The sequence below is a fragment of the Streptomyces sp. CA-243310 genome, from assembly GCF_050936775.1.
GTDB lineage: Bacteria > Actinomycetota > Actinomycetes > Streptomycetales > Streptomycetaceae > Streptomyces.
The window spans coordinates 803,121-819,234 of record NZ_JBNJMF010000001.1; the positions used below are offsets into that span (position 1 = coordinate 803,121).

Consider the following 16,114-nt stretch of genomic DNA (forward strand, 5'->3'; position numbering starts at 1 on the left):
CGCCACCTCCGGGGCCGCACCAGTACTGACAGCCGCGAAGGCTACAGCTAATCTGACGGATAGTCAGCTACTGGGCATCGGGGAGGGCGCACGATGGGCGAGCACCGGCGCGACGACGACACCACGCGGGGCACCGAGCGGGACACCACACGAGGCGACGCGAACGACGGCCCGTACGGCACCGGAGGGAACGACGACCCCCGCGGCGACCTGCGCTGGCGCAGCATCCCCGGTCTGGTGCGCGCCGCCGCCGCCCGCCACGCCGACCACGAGGCCGTCGTCGACGGCCGCGTCCGCGTCAGCTACGCGCAGCTCGGAGAACGGGTCGAACGCGCCGCCGCGGCCTGCGTCGCCGCCGGCGTCGAACCGGGCGACCGGGTCGCCGTCTGGGCGCCCAACACCCTCGACTGGATCGTCTGCGCACTCGGAGCCGTCTCGGCCGGCGCCGTGCTGGTCCCCCTCAACACCCGCTTCAAGGGGGCCGAGGCCGCGTACGTCCTCCAACGCAGCCGCGCCCGACTCCTCTTCATCACCGGCACCTTCCTCGGCACCTCCTACGTGGCCTCCCTGCGCCGCGCCACCGCCGAAGGCACCGGCACGGGCCCGCTGCCCGGGCTGCCGCACCTGGAACAGGTCGTCGTCCTCGCCGACGACGCCCCCGAGTCGTTCCGCACCTGGAAGGACTTCCTGGCGGGCGGAGACCGCGTGCCCGCCTCCGTCGTCCGCGAACGCGCCGACGCCATCGCGCCCGACGCCCCCTCCGACATCATCTTCACCTCGGGCACCACCGGCAGCCCCAAGGGCGCCGTCATCACCCACGCCCAGACCCTGCGCTGCTACGAGGTGTGGAGCGAGCTGGCGGGGCTGCGCGAGGGCGACCGCTACCTGATCGTGAACCCGTTCTTCCACACCTTCGGCTACAAGGCCGGGATCATCGCCTGCCTGATGCGCGGGGCCACGATGGTGCCCCAGTCCGTCTTCAACGTCGACACCGTCCTGGCCAACATCGCCGCCGAACGGATCTCCGTGCTCCCCGGCCCGCCCACCCTCCACCAATCCCTCCTCGACCACCCCCAGCGCGACCACCACGACCTGTCCGCGCTGCGCCTGGTCGTCACGGGCGCCGCCGTGGTCCCGCTGCGGCTCGTCGAACGGCTGCGGGGAGAGCTGCGCATCGGGGTCGTCCTCACCGCGTACGGGCTCTCCGAGGCCGGCGGCATCGTCACCATGTGCCGGCGGGGCGACCCGGCCGAGGTCATCGCCGCCTGCTCCGGCCGGGCCATCCCCGACACCGAGGTGCGCGTCACCGGCCCCGACGGGCTGCCCCGACCGGTCGGGACGGCCGGCGAGGTGTGGGTCCGCGGCCACCACGTCATGAGGGGATACTTCGAGGACCCGGTGGAGACGGGCCGCGCCATCACCCCCGAGGGCTGGCTGCGCACCGGTGACGTGGGAGTGCTCGACCGGGCGGGGAACCTGCGCATCACCGACCGGATCAAGGACATGTTCATCGTCGGCGGCTTCAACGCCTACCCCGCCGAGATCGAGCAGCTCCTCTGCCTGCACCCGGACATCGCCGACGTCGCGGTGGTCGGCGTCCCGAACCCGCGCCTCGGCGAGGTGGGCAAGGCGTACGCGGTCCGCCGCCCCGGCTCCACCCTCACCTCCGACGACCTGATCGCCTGGTCCCGGCGGGAGATGGCCAACTACAAGGTGCCGAGGGAGGTGGAGTTCGTCACGGACCTGCCGCGCAACGCGAGCGGCAAGGTCCTCAAGACGGAACTCCGCGCGCGTCCCGTCTGAGGCCGTCCCGGCGCCGGGGCCGGTCCGCCGGTGCGGGTCCCGGCGCCCCGCGCGGGTCAGCCCGCGGGCGCCGGGTCGGCGGCCGGCCGTCGGGCCAGCGCGAGGCGCCAGCGGGGGGCGCCGTCGGGGCGGTACCCGAAGTGTTCCAGCGGGGTCGTCTCCACGGTGAAGCCCGCCGCGCGCAGGTCCGCACGGACCGGGCCCCAGGGGAAGGTGCGGTAGTACATGACGAACGGCGGCCGCCAGACGGCGTTGCGCACCCGCATCGCCCCGTCGAAGCCGGCCGTCGCCCACCACAGCGGGGAACTCGGCGGCAGCGGGGCCCCGATGGGGAAGGCGAACACCCCGCCGGGACGCAGCGCGTCGTGGACGGCGGCGAAGAGGGCGGGCCGCTCGGCCGGCAGGAAGTGCCCGAACGCCCCGAAACTGACCGCCAGGTCGTACGTGCCCCGGAGCGTGCCGGGCAGGGCCCGCGCGTCCGCCCGGAGGAGATCGACCCCCTCGGGGAGGGCCCGCCCCGCCTGCGCGAGCATGCCCGTGCTCAGGTCGACCCCCGTCACCCGGCCCCGGCACAGCCGGCGCAGCATCGGCAGCCCCGCCCCGGTGCCGCAGCAGACGTCCAGCCCGGCGTCGAAGGATCCCTCGTGCAGGGCCAGCGTCTCCTCGACGGAGTCGAGGATCCGGTCGGGGGTCCGAAAGGGCGTCCCGTCGAACTTGGGCGCGAGCAGGTCGTAGCCGCGCTCGACGGAGGAGAGGGCCTGTACGGCCAGTTCGCGAAGGCTTGGTCCCTGTGAGGTGAACACGCCCTCAGCCTAATCACCCCCGGGGCGGCCCGGAGGAGTCCGGACGCGCACGTGCGGAGGCCGCGGTGGTCCCCCCGGGCCACCGCGGCCTCCGCACCCCGTACGTTCCCCCGAGTCGTTCCCCGTGGGTCCCCCGTACGTTCCCCCGTGTCGTCCCCGTACGTTTCCCCCGTACGTGCCGTGCTCGCCTCTGCTACGGACGCGGACCGGACGCGTGGTTGTCCAGCGTCACGATCTCCTCGTCCGCGGCCTTGTCTTCCTGCCTGAGCAGCGGCGTACCGCCCGAGGCATGGTTGTCCAGCGGCTTGATCTCGATGCCCGACGCGTGGTTGTCGAGCGGCTTGATGTCGCCTTCCTTGGGAAGTGCGTTCTCGTTCGTCGTCATCGGATCTCCTGATGGATGAGTCGGGCCCGTTCGGCGATTCCCCCGTGGACCGCCGAACGGGTAGTCCTCCAGTCGACCCGCGAGTCCCCCCGACGCGTCGAGTCGATGTACCCATCATGGCGTGCGGCGATAAACGAACGATGAACGTCCCGTTCATCCGGCGAAAATGCTGGTCAGGCCGCTACCTGCGAGGCCAGCAGGGAGCGCACTTCGGCCAGTTCCGAGGAGCCGAGCCGCTCGAAGACCGTTTCGGCGTCCCGCCAGCACACCCGCGCCCGGTCCGTCTGCCCCAACCGCACCAGCGCCTTGCCCAGCACCGTCAGCACCGTGGCCCGCCGCCACTCGCCGCCGATCCCGCGCAGGGCGATGGCCTGTTCGGCGTGCGAGGCCGCCAACGTGGGCCGACGGGCGGCGAGATGGGCCTCGGCGAGCCGGAAGTGCGTCACGCCCTCCCACAGCGGCTGCCGGTTGTCGTGGAAGAGCGTCAACGCCTCCGCCAGCTGCGCCAGGGCCTCGCCCAGCCGGCCCGCCTGGGTGAGTGCGATGCCCAGTGCGTACCGGCCGTTGGCCAGCCGCAGGGTCAGGCCCATCCGGTCGTAGATGTCGATGCCCTGTTGCGCGAGCTCTATGGCGCTGGTGAGCCGGCCCAGCATCACGTGGATCCGGGAGAGGTTGCACAGGGCGCTGGCCTCGCCGACGAGGTTCCCGTCGGCCCGGAAGTTCTCGATGGCCTCCAACAGGAACCGTTCGCCGTCCGCGTGCCGGCCCTCGTACAGGGCGATGATGCCGCGGTCGTTGGGAGCCCAGCAGTTCGGCAGCGGGTCCTCGGCCTCGCGGGCCAGCGCCGTGGCGCGGCTGGCCTCGCCGTCGGCCTCGGCGAACCGGCCCGCGACCAGGTGCACGATGGTGAGCGTGATCCGCGCCCGCCCCTCGGCGTGCGGGTCCCCGGCGGCGCGCGCGGCCTCGCACAGGGCGACGGCGGCCGACTCGTACTGCTTGGAGTTGGCCCCCGACTCGGTGAGGTCCTTGGCCGCCCACAGCAGGTCCACGGAACGGCGCAGCACGTCGACCAGGCCGCCGCGCCCGGTGGTGCGCACGGAGGCCTGCCGGACGCACGCCAGCAGCGGGTCCGCCTCGGCGAACAGCCAGTCCAGCGCGGCGCGCGGCTCGGTGAAGACCAGGCCGGGGTGGTGGGTCGCGGCCATGTGGGCGGGCAGCCGGTCGCCGGGCCGCTCCAGCGCGTACACGCCGGCGGCGGTGGCCAGGTAGAAGTCCAGGAGCCGGTCGAGGGCGGCGTCGCGACCGCTCGGCGGCTGTTCGTCGCGCTCCGCGCAGGCGCGTGCGTAGAGGCGGACCAGGTCGTGGAAGCGGTAGCGGCCGGGGGCGGCGGATTCGAGGAGGGAGCAGTCGACTAAAGCCTCCAGGAGGTCCTCGGTGTCGTGCTCGGGCAGGTCGAGCACGGCCGCCGCCGCGGCGAGGGAGATGTCGGGCCCGTCGGCGAGCCCGAGGAGCCGGAACGCCCGCTGCTGGGCCGGCTCCAACTGTCCGTACCCCAGCTCGAAGGTGGCCTTCACGGCGAGGTCCCCGGCCTGGAGTTCGTCGAGGCGGCGACGCTCGTCGGCGAGCTTGGCCGCGAGGACGGACACCGTCCAGGTGCGGCGGGCGGCGAGCCGGGACGCGGCGATGCGGATGGCCAGCGGCAGGAAGCCGCAGGCCCCCACCACGTCGAGGGCGGCCTGCCGCTCGGCGCCGACCCGTTCGGCGCCGACGATCCGGGTGAAGAGCTGGAGCGCCTCCTCCGGGCTCATCACGTCGAGGTCGACGAGGTGGGCGCCGGCGAGGCCCGACATCCGGACCCGGCTGGTGACGAGCGCGGCGCAGCCCGCGGTGCCCGGCAGCAGCGGGCGGACCTGGGCGGCGTCGCGGGCGTTGTCGAGCAGGACCAGGACGCGCCGGCCGTCGAGGATGGACCGGTACAGCGCGGCCCGTTCGGCGGGGGAGTCGGGGATGGCGGTGTCGGGGGTGCCCAGGGCCCGCAGGAAGGAGCCGAGCACGGCGACGGGCTCGGCCGGGCGCGGTTCGGTGCCCTGGAGGTCCACGTACAGCTGGCCGTCGGGGAAGTGCGGGCGGGCGGCGTGCGCGACGTGCACGGCCAGGGTGGTCTTGCCGACGCCGCCGATGCCGGCGAGCGCGGACACCGCCATGACCTGGCCCTCCGCGCCGGACAGGATCTCGCCGAGTTCGGTGACGAACGGGGTGCGGCCGGTGAAGTCCGGCACGGTCGCGGGCAATTGGGCCGGCCTCACGAGAACGGGCGCGGCGGCCGGCGTGGGGTCCTCCGCCAGGGCGAGTTCGGCGTCCGCGGACAGGATCCGGCCTTGGAGGGCCGAGAGTTCGGGCCGGGGGTCGACGCCGAGTTCGTCAGCCAGGAGCCGGCGGGTGTCGGCGTACACGGCGAGCGCCTCGGCCTGCCGGCCGCTGCGGTACAGGGCGAGCATCAGCAGTTCGCGCAGCCGCTCCCGCAGGGGGTGGGCGGCGGTCAGGGCGGTGAGCTCGGAGACGGCCTCGGCGTGCTGGCCGACCTCCAGGTCGAGGTCCAGTCGCGTCTCCAGCAGTTGGAGGCGCCACTCGGCGAGCCGGGTGCGCTCGGTGTCGGCGTGCGGTCCGGGCACCCCGGCGAGGGGTTCCCCGTCCCACAGGTCCAGGGCGCGGGCCAGGAGCGTACGGGCGAGGGCGCGGTCCCCGGCGGCGCGGGCCTTCTCGGCGTCGCCGGCCAGGGCGCGGGCGATCCCGAGGTCCAGGGCTCCGGCGGGTGTGCGGATGGCGTAGCCGCCGGCGTCGGTGACGAGCAGCCCGGGGTCGAGGACCTTGCGCAGGCGGGAGGCGTACGTGCGGATGGTGGCGAGGGCCTGCTGAGGGGGGTCCTCGCCCCAGATGGCGTCGATGAGCTCGGGCGCGGTGGCGGTGCGGCCGTCACGGAGCAGGAGGACGGCGAGCAGGGCCCGCTGTTGGGGGCTGCCGGAGGGCAGCAACTCGGGGCCGCGCCAGGCGCGGATGGGGCCGAGGACGGCGAAGCGGTTCCCGCAGGGGGTGGGTCGGGGCCGGTCGGTGTCCTCGGTGGCGGCCCTCGGGGCGGCGGTGCTCCCGGCGACGGTTCGGGAGGAGGGTTCGGGCGGGGCGCCGACCGCGTCCGTGGTGGTCCGGGCTGCCTCGGGGTGGTTCCGCTGGTGCGGGATGGCCGGTACGCCGTCCATCTGTCGTCCCCCCTGCCTTCCGTCGTTGTAAGGGTCAGTCTGCCCTGTCTTGCACGTACACGTCAGCCCGCAGCGGACTGATCGCTTCCCCGGCGCCGTCCAACTAGCTGACGGTTCGTCAGATCGGCGCTACCGTAGTTCACATGGAGACCTTCCCGAAGATCATCTCGGTGGACGACCACACGGTGGAGCCCCCTCATGTCTGGCGGGACCGGCTCCCGTCCAAGTACCACGACGTCGGCCCGCGCGTCGTCCGGGCCCCCTTGAAGGAAATGACCTTCCTCGGCGGCAAGTTCGCCCCCGTCATGGGGGCGAAGGGCGACGACGGCCCGATAGGCGACTGGTGGGTCTACGAAGACCTGCATCGCCCGCTCACCCGCCTCGACACCGCGGTCGGGTACGACCGCGACGAGATCAAACTGGAAGTCATCACCTACGAGCAGATGCGCCCGGGGTCCTTCGCGGTTCCCGACCGGCTCGCGGACATGGACGTCAACCACGTCCAGTCGGCGCTGTGTTTCCCCACTTTCCCGCGCTTTTGCGGGCAGACCTTCACCGAGGCCAAGGACCGGGAGCTCGGACTGCTCGGCGTCCGCGCCTACAACGACTGGATGGTGGAGGAGTGGTGCGGCCCCGACGCGGCGGGCCGGCTCATCCCCCTCACCCTCGTCCCCCTCTGGGACGCCCGACTCGCCGCGGCCGAGGTCCGCCGCAACGCGGCCCGGGGCGTGCGGGCCGTCGCCTTCTCGGAGATACCGCCCCACCTCGGACTGCCGTCCATCCACACCGACGACTGGGACCCGTTCCTCCAGGCGTGCGACGAGACCGGCACGGTCATCGCCATGCATATCGGTTCCTCCTCGCGCATGCCCTCGACCTCCGCGGACGCCCCGCCGGCGGTCGGCTCGACCATCACCTTCGCCAACTGCTGCTTCTCGATGGTGGACTGGCTGATGAGCGGCAAGTTCGAACGCTTCCCCAACCTCAGGATCATGTACGCCGAGGGGCAGATCGGCTGGATCCCCTACATCCTGGAACGCGCCAACGTGGTGTGGGAGGAGAACCGCGGCTGGGGCGGGGTCGCCGACAAGGTACTGCGCCCGCCGTCGGAACTCTTCGCCGAGCACGTCTTCGGCTGCTTCTTCGACGACGCCTTCGGGTTGAGGAACCTGGACTCCATCGGCGTGGCCAACGTCCTCTACGAGACGGACTACCCGCACTCCGACTCCACTTGGCCCAAATCCCGGGAGGTCGGCGAGGCCCAGATGGGGCACCTCGCCCCGGACGTGGTCGACCGCATCGTCCGAGGCAACGCCATCGACCTGCTGGGCCTCACCCCGGAGGGTCTCTGGCCGGGCGCGTAGACCCGGCCGGCGAAGCCCCACCCGGCCCGCGGCGGCCGGCGGGCCGCGCCCCCCGCCGCGGCGCTCGACCCCGGACGCGCTCCCTCCGGGGTCGAGCGCCGCGGCGCGCGCGACACGAGCGGCGTGATCCGGCGCGACCTTGGCGCACCCCCGCCTTGCGGGCGGAAGCGACGCCAGGGCATGATTCGCCAGAGCAAACTGGGGGAGGACGACTGTGGTGGACAAGCGGACCGTGGTGACCGTGGTGTTGTGCGCGGTGGCCGCACTGGGGGCATCCGCTGCGATGACAAAGGTGGTGCCGGCTGCCGACCAGGCGCCGGCCACCCGGGCGGGGGGTTCCCCGTCGGGGTCGGCCTCACCCAGCCCGTCATCGCGATTGCAATCGCCGAAGCAACCACTCCTTTCCACGTCTCCGGCGCCCCGACCGACCGCCGGTACCCCCGGCCCGGGCGGCCCCGTCAAGTTCGCCGGGGCATTGTTCGAAGGCAATCCGGAAGGTCGGGTGGACGGCGACCACTTCTGCACGGCGACCGTCGTGCACAGCCCCGGACGGAACCTGATCGTCACCGCCGGGCACTGCCTGGCCCCCGGCAAGCAGGGCGCGAACGGCCCGATATTCGCACCCGCGTACGCCGGCACCACGGCCCCGTTCGGCGCCTGGCGGCTCGAAGAGGTCTACGAGGACGAGCGCTGGACGGATGACGCGAACGACGACTACGACCTCGCCTTCGCCCGTCTCGCCCCCGACTCCTCCGGCCGCAACATCGAGGACGTCACCGGCGCGGCCGTGCTGGACACCACGGGTCGCACGGGCGAGCAGGTCACGGTGACCGGCTACCCCGCCGACCGGGGCGTGCCGCGCACCTGCACGGCGGTGGCGGTACGCGAGAAGGCGGCGGAGCAGCGGTTCGACTGCGCCGACTTCCCCGGGGGCACCAGCGGCAGCGCGTGGATCGCCCGCGACGGCAAGATCGTCGGCGTGCTGACGGGCGGCGACACGGACGACGTCTCGACGAGCACCGTCCTCGGGGAGTACGCGGCCACCCTGTACCGCCGCGCGACCGGGACCGCGCCGGGGACGGCGCCCGGGACCGCGAGCACGCCCGGGAGTGCCACGCCGCGGTGAGCCGCGCCGCGGTGGGTCGCGCCGCGTCGTGGCGTCCCGCGGCGCGTCGGTGCGTCGGCGCGGGCGTCCCGCGCCGCGCCGCGCCCCGACGGGCCGGAACCGGGTCGGCCCCGGCTCACACCATCAGGCCGAGGTGCACCGGCTCGGCGGACACGTCCGCCAGCAGGTCCGCCAACCGCGGCGGCCACAGCGGCTCCCCGAGCGCCGCCAGCGCGTCCCGCGAGAGCCAACTCCACTGGGCGTCGGGCGACTCCGGGACGGGATCGCGCATCGGGCCCGTGGTGACGTAGATGTGCTCGTGCTGCCGGACGGGGATGCCCTGGTGGGTGAAGTCGTGCTCCCAGGTGCAGAGCAGTCGCCGAGGTTCGAGATCGGTCCACCCGGTCTCCTCGCGCAACTCGCGCCGCACGCATTCCTCGGGGCTTTCCCCGGGGTCGATTCCCCCGCCGGGGGGAAGCCAGTGGATGCCCACTTCCACATTGTTCTCCCGAAAGAGAAATACCGATCCCGTGGGCGACAGGACCACAATGCGCGCTGCCTGACGTGGAGTTCTCATCAGATCAGGGTACGACCGAAAAGGCCGGACGGTAACTGTCCTGCAGCCGGACGCATTTCCCGAATTCCCCGGAGCGCAGACGATTGAACTCCCCGAAATCGGGGGAGTCGGCTGTTTGCCCGGAGTCGTCGGCCGAATCGGGATCGGCGGTGGGCGGTACCCGCGCCCCCGAAGGGCGCGGGCCCGGTTCACACGGCGCGGGCCGGGGCGACCCGGCGCGGGCCCGGTCGATCCGTGCGGGGTCGGTTCACTGCGCGCGGGACCGGATCGGAGCGTCGTCGTCGCGCCCGACGCACCAGTCGAGGAGCGAGGGCCAGGGCCCGTACCCCGCGTCCTCGCCCAGGTGCCCCTGGCCGGCCAGGACGTCCACCGGCAGGCCGAGCGGCTCGGCGAAGACGGCGGCGGCGCCCTCCGGGCAGCAGGGGTCGTCGTCGCCGCCGACCATCCGGACGTATCCGGCCGTGGCGTACAACTGCGCGGCCGAGACCCGCGGCGGCGCGAACGCGGCGACCTCCGGGTACCGGCCCAGGTAGCCCGCCGACGGCGGGGCGACGAGGAGCACCCGGTCGACCGGGACCGCCACGTCGCCCCGGGCCGCCGCGTGGAGCCACAGCACGCAGGCCAGGCTGTGGCAGACGACCGTGCGCCGCCGACCGCGCAGCGCGCCGAGCCGCTCGCGCAGCTCGGCCAGCCACACCTCGAGGTCCGGCTGGTCCGGGTCGGGGAGGGCCGGGTAGTCCACGACGTGCCCCGAGGCCGTCAGCCGGTCGGCCAGCCAGTGTTCCCAGTGGCCGGCGGGCCGATGGTTCTGCCAACCGTGGAGTATCAGGAAGCCGTCCTCGACCAAGGCGTCGGTCATCGTTCTCGCAATCGTGGGAAGACACCGGGAAGTTCGAAGCGATCATGGCCGCGCCCGTCCCCCCGGGTCCAGTCCCACCGTTCCGCCGCGCCCCTCCTACCCCGCCTGCAACGCCAGCGTCGGGGAGAGCCGGGCGGCGCGGACCGCCGGGTAGAGGCCGGCGAACGTCCCGATGACCAGGGTGGAGGCGAAGCCGCCGGTGACGGCCCAGAGGGGGACGACCCAGGGCAGGTCGCCGGCCCGGGCGTAGACGGCCGTGGCCGCGCCGCCGAGGACGATGCCCGCCACGCCGCCGAGTCCGGACAGCAGCAGGGACTCCGTGACGAACTGGATCCGCACCTGCCCCTTGGTCGCGCCCAGCGACCGGCGCAGGCCGATCTCGTGGCGGCGCTCCAACACCGAGATGATCATCGTGTTGGCCACCCCGACCCCGCCCACGAGCAGGGCGATGCCGCCCAGGCCGAGCAGGAGGGTGCTGAAGGCCCCTTCCGTGGCGGCCTTGGCCTGGAGCGCCGTGGAGGGATCGGTGACGGAAACGGTGCTGGGGCTCGACGGGTTGGCCGTTCGGGCGACGAGGTCGCGGACGGCGGTGACTCGGTCGTCCGCCGAGCGTTCGTACACGGCCGTCGGGTGGCCGTCGAAGCCGAGCAGCCGTTGCGCCGCCTCCCAGCCGACCAGCGCGGAGCGCTCGATCTCGGGGGCCAGTGGGACCGGCTCCAGGATGCCGATCACCGTGAAGTACCGCCCGCCGACGAAGACCTGCCGGCCCGGCTCCGTGATGCCGAGCCGGCGCGCCGAGACGTCGCCGAGCACCACGGAGGGATAGCGGCCGGTGGCCTCGTTGAGCCAGGTCCCCTTCGCCATCCGGGCGCGCAGCGCGTCGAGCAGTCGATCGCGGGCCGCCTTCACGGCGATGGCTCCCGTCTCCTCCTTCGGGATGTTCTCCGACCGGCGTACGGACTCCTTCACGTCACCCGTCGTACCGACCGACTCGACCCCCTCGATGCGGCCGATCATGCCCGGGGCGTCCTTCGGCAGTTTCGTGTCCTGCCCGCTGAACATGGACTGCCCCGGCGTCACGACCAGCATGTTCGTGCCCAGCTTGTCGAGTTCCCGCAGCAACTTGGCCTGGCTGGACGAGGAGATCCCGACGACCGCGATCATCGTCGCGATCCCGATGGCGATCCCGAGCGCCGAGAGGAACACGCGCACGGGCCGCGACCGCAGCCCCGCCGAACCGACGTGGAACACGTCGCGCGGGCTCAGCCGCGGCGGGACGAGCCGGCGCACGCGGCCCCTCGTACCGGTCTTCGTACCGGTTCTCGTACCGGTCTTCGTACGGGCCCTCCTGCGGTCCTTCGCACGGGCCCTCGTGGGGGTGTCGCTCATGTGACCGCCCCCGACCGGTTCCGGCCCGCGCCCCGTACCGGCGCGGGGTTCCACACGTCCGCGACGATCTCGCCGTCGCGGATCCGCACCTGGCGGGGCAGGCTCGCGGCGATCTCCTGATCGTGGGTGATCACGGCGATGGTGGCGCCGTCCCCGTTCAGTTCGCGCAACAGCTCCATCACCGACTCCCCGGACGCCGTGTCCAGCGCCCCGGTCGGCTCGTCGGCCAGCAGCAGATCGGGTTCGCCCGCCACCGCGCGGGCGATGGCGACGCGTTGCTTCTGCCCGCCGGACAGTTCGTGGGGGCGGTGGTCCATCCGGTCCCCGAGGCCGACCCGCTCCAGGGCACAAGCCGCCCGCCGGTCGCGTTCGGCGCGCGAGAAGCCGCAGTACAGCAGCCCCTCGGCGACGTTCGCCCGGGCGCTGATGCCCGGTACCAGGTGGAACGACTGGAAGACGAAGCCGACATGGCGCGAGCGCAGCGCGGACAGGGACCGGTCGGACAGGGCCGCGACGTCGTACCCGGCGAGGGAGACCGAGCCGGCGGTCGGCCGGTCCAGGGTGCCGACGATGTGCAGCAGGGTGGACTTGCCGGAGCCCGACGGGCCGACGATGGCGAGGAGTTCGCCGCTCGTGACGGTCAGATCGACCCCGCGCAGGGCCGCGACACCGCCCGGGTACTCCTTGGTGACGCCGGTCAGCTCCACGACGGTCGTGTCGGACGGGGGCGTGTCGTGTGCGGTCATGTGGTGGGCACCCCCACGCGCATGCCCTCCTTGAGGGAGCCGCCCGTGACCTCCACCCTGCCCTGCCCGAACATGCCCAGGTCGACCCGTACGTCGCGCGCCGCACCGCCCTCGACCACCTGCACGCCGAAGCCGCCGCCGGTCAGTGCCAGCAGCGAGTTGACCGGTACGGACAGCACTCCCTTGCGGGTCTCGCCGGTCAGCCGCACGGTCACCGGCGACCGGTCCGGGCCCTCGGCCCCGGCGGCGGCGGCGTCGAGGGCCACCGTCACCTCCACCTTCGGTTTGTCGCCGCCGGAGCCGCCGCCCGCACCCCCGCCCCCGTCGCCCGGGGGGTCGTCGGGATGGGCGGTGCTGCCCACCGACTCGACGGTCCCGCCGGCCGTGCCGCCGCCCGGCAGGTCGATGCTCACCTTTTCCCCGGTCTTCACCGAGCCCGCCTTCGCCACGTCCAACGCGAAGCGGACCGAACGCCGCGTCCCGGTCAGCGTCAGCACCGGCTTGCCCGGAGCCGCCTCGTCACCGACCGCCGCGTCGTTCTTCCGTATCCGCTGCGGGCCGGAGGCGAAGGCGACGGCCTCCTTGGCGACCTCGCCCGTCTCCTTCTGCCCGTGCGCCTTCTGCCACCGCTTGACCCCTGCCGTCGTGCCCGCCGTGAAGGCGCCGTCCGACGCGTCCAGGCCCGTCCCGTACCCGAGGGCCAGCAGGTTCTGCTTGAGCTGCTTGACGTCCTCGCCCTTGTCCCCGCCCTTCAGCGGGCGGTACATCGGCGTGGCTCCGTACATCAGGCGCACCGCCCTGCCGTCGACCTCGTACAGCCTGCCGTCCCGCTCGACCACCGAGCCCTCCGCGGCCGTCCAGGTCAGCACCCCGGGACCGACGGCGTTCTGCCGGCGCTCCTTCGCGTAGCCGAGGGTGCCCTCGACCTGGAGTCCGGAGCTGAGGTCGCCGCGCTTGACGGGTGCGGTGGCCGGCGGGAGGCCGTCGGCGCGCCGGTCACCGGATCGGCCGGACTCCTCCTGCGGTCCGGCCAGCACCACGTAGCCGCCGCCGGACGCGGCGAGCAGCACGGCCAGGGAAGCGAGCAGCCACCCGCGCCGCCTCCTCACGCCGCTTCACACTTCTTCTGGGCCTCCTCGAAGGCCTTCTCCTGTCCCTTGGGGATCTCCGTCGCGCTCTTCATGCCGCCCGTGTACTCGGGGTCCTTGAGGTTGACGCCGTGCTCGCGCATGCACCGGACCCACTTGAGCTCCTTGTCCTTCTCCTCCTGGGTGGGAGCGGCGCCGGAACCGGAGCTCTTCATCCCGCACGCCTCCATCGCCTTCTGCATCTTCTCCGGGTCGGCGCCGCCGCCGAGCGTCATGCCGCGCGGGTCCTGGCCGGGTTCCGGATCGGGCGCGTCGATGCCGTGTTCGCGCAGGCACGTGCGCATCCTGAGCGCGTCGTCGGCGATCTTCCCGCTGTCGGCGCCACCTCCGCTCGACGCGTTGCCGCCGGTCGCGCCGTCCTTCTTGCCGTCCGAACCGTCGGAGCCGTCGGAGGCACCGGTTCCGCCCGTGCACGCGGTCACGAACAGGGTCAGGCCGGTGAGCACCGCGGCCGTGCCGAGGGTCATGGACCGCTGCGAGGGTCGCCGTATGAGTCGCTTCATGGGCCCGACCCTGGGGCAGGGCGGGGTTTCGCTTCCCTCTCCCACCGGCCTTACGACGAGGAAATGTCCTTCTCGGGTAAAGAGGACGAATGCGAGTTCTGGTGGTGGAGGACGAGGAGTTCCTCCGGGAGATGATCGCCGAGGGGTTGCGCGGCGACGCGCTGGCCGTCGACGAGGCGGGCGACGGCCTGGAGGCGCTGCACCGGCTGCGCCTCGGCGAGTACGACGTCCTCGTGCTCGACCGGGACCTGCCCGGCCTGCACGGCGACGAGGTCTGCCGCCAGGTGGTGCGCGAACGGCTGCTGACCCGGGTGCTGATGCTGACCGCGTCCGGGAGCGTCCGGGACCGGGTGGAGGGCCTCGGCCTCGGCGCTGACGACTACCTCACCAAGCCCTTCGCCTACGACGAGTTGCTCGCCCGGGTCCTGGCGCTGGGCCGGCGCGCCCATCCGGCGCTGCCCCCCGTGTTGGAGCGCTCGGGCATCGCCGTGGACACCGCCCGGCGGTCCGCCACCCGAGACGGGCACAAGCTGGCACTGTCCCGCAAGGAGTTCGCGGTGCTGGAGGCGCTGTTGCGCGCCGAGGGGGCGGTCCTCAGCAGCGACGACCTGATCGAGCGGGTGTGGGAGGAGGACACCTCCTACCGCACCAACGCCGTACGGGTGACCTTGAGCAAGCTGCGCGCGAAGCTGGGCGAGCCGCCGCTGATCGAGACGGTGCCGGGCGCCGGCTACCGGATCGGTGGTCCACGATGAGAGCGGTGCTCCGCTCCGAGCGCGCCCGCCTCACCACGCTCTACGGCACGCTCCTCCTGCTCGCGGGCGGCGCCTTGGTCGCCCTGGTGAACGTACTGGTCCGCAACGGGCTGCCCTCCCGCATCAACGGGGCCGTGACCACCACCATCCCCGCCTACCGGCAGGGCGTCGGCCCGGTGCCCGGCGAGAAGGCCTGGGTGCCGGCAGAGCGGCTCCCGACCGAGGCCGTGCCGACCACCGCGCAACTGGAGTCGTACCGGGTCACCCGCAGCGTCTCCGCCGCCGTCGAACAGGCCACCCTCCACGAGCTGCTCGTCGTGTCCCTCGTCGCCCTCGCCGTCTTCGCCGCCGTGTCCATGTGGCTGGCCTGGTGGATGGCCGGCCGCGTGCTGCGACCCGTCGGCGTGATCACGGAGACGGCCCGCCGGCTGTCCGGCGCCAACCTGCACGAACGGATCGACCTCCAGGCGCCGCCCGGCGAGCTGAAGCGCCTCGCCGACACCTTCGACGGAATGCTGGACCGCATGGAGGGCCTGGTCGGGGCGCAGCGCCGGTTCGCCGCGAACGCCGCCCACGAGCTGCGGACCCCGCTGGCCGTGCAGCGGGCGGCGGCCGAGATCGGGCTGGCGGGGGAGCCGACACCGCAGAAGGTGGCCAGGGTCCGCCGCAAGCTGATCGGCGTCGCGGAGTCGAGCGAGCACCTCATCGAGTCGCTGCTGCTCCTCGCCGTCTCGGAGGAGGGGTTGGAGGCGACGGCGCCGGTGGACCTGGCGGCCCTCACGGCGACGGAGACGGACGCGGCGACCGGGGCGACGACCGGGACAGGCGCCGGGGCGGCGGGGGCGGCCGGTGCGACGGCGGGGGACGGGGCCCTGGCCGCCGGGACCTCGGCGCACGGGGCGGCGGTACCGTCCGGGTCGACGCCGACCGTCGTGCGGGATCTCGCGCCGTTGACCGTCGCGGGTGACCGGGCGTTGCTCGGTCACCTGGTGCGGAACCTGCTGGCCAACGCGGTCCGGCACAACCGGGCGGGCGGCCGGGTGAGCGTCACGACCTCCGCCGACGGCTCCTTGACGGTGTCGAACACGGGGCCGGTGATAGAGCCGGACGACGTGCCGCGCCTGCTGGAACCGTTCCGGCGCCGCGCCGAACGGCTGCACACGGCCGGCGAGGGTGCCGGGCTGGGGTTGTCGATCGTCGCCTCGATCGCGCGGGCCCACGGGGCGGAGCTGAGGGCCTGGGCCAACCCGGCGCCGGAGGGCGGTCTCACGGTCCGCGTGGAGTTCCGGACCCCCGCGCCCGTCCCCACTCCCGCGCCCGTCCCCACCCCCGCGCCCGTCCCCACTCCCGCGCCCACCCCGGACCCTCGCCCCTGACCCCCCGCCCCCACCCGCCCTGCCGCGCCGAGGAGGTCCCCCCTTCG

Annotated in this window: 14 protein-coding genes; 5 read left to right on the forward strand and 9 right to left on the reverse strand. The window is 73.5% G+C overall.

Annotation, left to right across the window (positions count from 1 at the left end; genetic code table 11):
- Window positions 1-93: 93 nt before the first annotated feature.
- Window positions 94-1,803, forward strand: a complete 1,710-nt coding sequence (locus ACQEVM_RS03805) for a FadD3 family acyl-CoA ligase (RefSeq protein ID WP_433074858.1) — start codon at window positions 94-96, stop codon at window positions 1,801-1,803.
- 56 nt (window positions 1,804-1,859) lie between these two features.
- On the opposite strand, the gene ACQEVM_RS03810 is transcribed toward ACQEVM_RS03805, so the two are convergent.
- From ACQEVM_RS03810 to ACQEVM_RS03820, 3 genes are all read right to left on the reverse strand, one after another.
- On the reverse strand, window positions 1,860-2,606 hold the full coding sequence (locus tag ACQEVM_RS03810; protein ID WP_433074861.1) for a class I SAM-dependent methyltransferase: 747 nt from the start codon (window positions 2,604-2,606) through the stop codon (window positions 1,860-1,862).
- A gap of 193 nt (window positions 2,607-2,799) precedes the next feature.
- A complete protein-coding gene (locus ACQEVM_RS03815) occupies window positions 2,800-2,991 on the reverse strand; it encodes a hypothetical protein (RefSeq protein ID WP_433074864.1) in 192 nt (63 codons plus the stop codon).
- Between the two features lie 173 nt (window positions 2,992-3,164).
- Entirely contained in the window at window positions 3,165-6,245 is a 3,081-nt protein-coding gene (locus tag ACQEVM_RS03820) for a BTAD domain-containing putative transcriptional regulator (protein WP_433074867.1), read from the reverse strand.
- Window positions 6,246-6,388: 143 nt separating this feature from the next.
- Here ACQEVM_RS03820 and ACQEVM_RS03825 point away from each other — a divergent pair, with 143 nt between their 5' ends.
- Both ACQEVM_RS03825 and ACQEVM_RS03830 read left to right on the forward strand, forming a co-directional pair.
- Window positions 6,389-7,609 carry an amidohydrolase family protein gene (locus tag ACQEVM_RS03825; RefSeq protein ID WP_433074870.1) on the forward strand — a complete coding sequence of 407 codons (1,221 nt, stop codon included), beginning with the start codon at window positions 6,389-6,391 and terminating at the stop codon, window positions 7,607-7,609.
- A 502-nt stretch (window positions 7,610-8,111) separates the two neighbouring features.
- The gene (locus tag ACQEVM_RS03830) at window positions 8,112-8,735 is read left to right on the forward strand and encodes a trypsin-like serine peptidase (protein WP_433074873.1); all 624 of its coding nucleotides are present in this window, start codon (window positions 8,112-8,114) and stop codon (window positions 8,733-8,735) included.
- A 115-nt stretch (window positions 8,736-8,850) separates the two neighbouring features.
- Here the strand turns inward: ACQEVM_RS03830 and ACQEVM_RS03835 are convergent, their stop codons facing one another.
- From ACQEVM_RS03835 to ACQEVM_RS03860, 6 genes are all read right to left on the reverse strand, one after another.
- Entirely contained in the window at window positions 8,851-9,291 is a 441-nt protein-coding gene (locus ACQEVM_RS03835) for an NUDIX hydrolase (protein WP_433074876.1), read from the reverse strand.
- 247 nt (window positions 9,292-9,538) lie between these two features.
- Complete coding sequence (locus ACQEVM_RS03840; RefSeq protein WP_433074879.1) at window positions 9,539-10,150, reverse strand: RBBP9/YdeN family alpha/beta hydrolase; 612 nt, start codon at window positions 10,148-10,150, stop codon at window positions 9,539-9,541.
- A gap of 96 nt (window positions 10,151-10,246) precedes the next feature.
- Entirely contained in the window at window positions 10,247-11,539 is a 1,293-nt protein-coding gene (locus ACQEVM_RS03845) for an ABC transporter permease (protein WP_433074882.1), read from the reverse strand.
- Window positions 11,536-12,285, reverse strand: coding sequence for an ABC transporter ATP-binding protein (locus ACQEVM_RS03850; protein ID WP_433074885.1), 750 nt, complete (start codon window positions 12,283-12,285; stop codon window positions 11,536-11,538). Before ACQEVM_RS03850 ends, ACQEVM_RS03845 begins: the two co-directional genes overlap by 4 nt.
- Window positions 12,282-13,394, reverse strand: coding sequence for a peptidoglycan-binding protein (locus ACQEVM_RS03855; RefSeq protein WP_433074888.1), 1,113 nt, complete (start codon window positions 13,392-13,394; stop codon window positions 12,282-12,284). Before ACQEVM_RS03855 ends, ACQEVM_RS03850 begins: the two co-directional genes overlap by 4 nt.
- Window positions 13,391-13,936 carry a hypothetical protein gene (locus ACQEVM_RS03860; protein WP_433074891.1) on the reverse strand — a complete coding sequence of 182 codons (546 nt, stop codon included), beginning with the start codon at window positions 13,934-13,936 and terminating at the stop codon, window positions 13,391-13,393. The genes ACQEVM_RS03855 and ACQEVM_RS03860 overlap by 4 nt, the downstream gene beginning before the upstream one ends.
- An 89-nt stretch (window positions 13,937-14,025) precedes the next feature.
- Here ACQEVM_RS03860 and ACQEVM_RS03865 point away from each other — a divergent pair, with 89 nt between their 5' ends.
- Window positions 14,026-14,691, forward strand: coding sequence for a response regulator transcription factor (locus ACQEVM_RS03865; protein WP_433074894.1), 666 nt, complete (start codon window positions 14,026-14,028; stop codon window positions 14,689-14,691).
- On the forward strand, window positions 14,688-16,067 hold the full coding sequence (locus ACQEVM_RS03870) for a sensor histidine kinase (RefSeq protein WP_433074897.1): 1,380 nt from the start codon (window positions 14,688-14,690) through the stop codon (window positions 16,065-16,067). The genes ACQEVM_RS03865 and ACQEVM_RS03870 overlap by 4 nt, the downstream gene beginning before the upstream one ends.
- The last annotated feature ends 47 nt before the right edge of the window (window positions 16,068-16,114 follow it).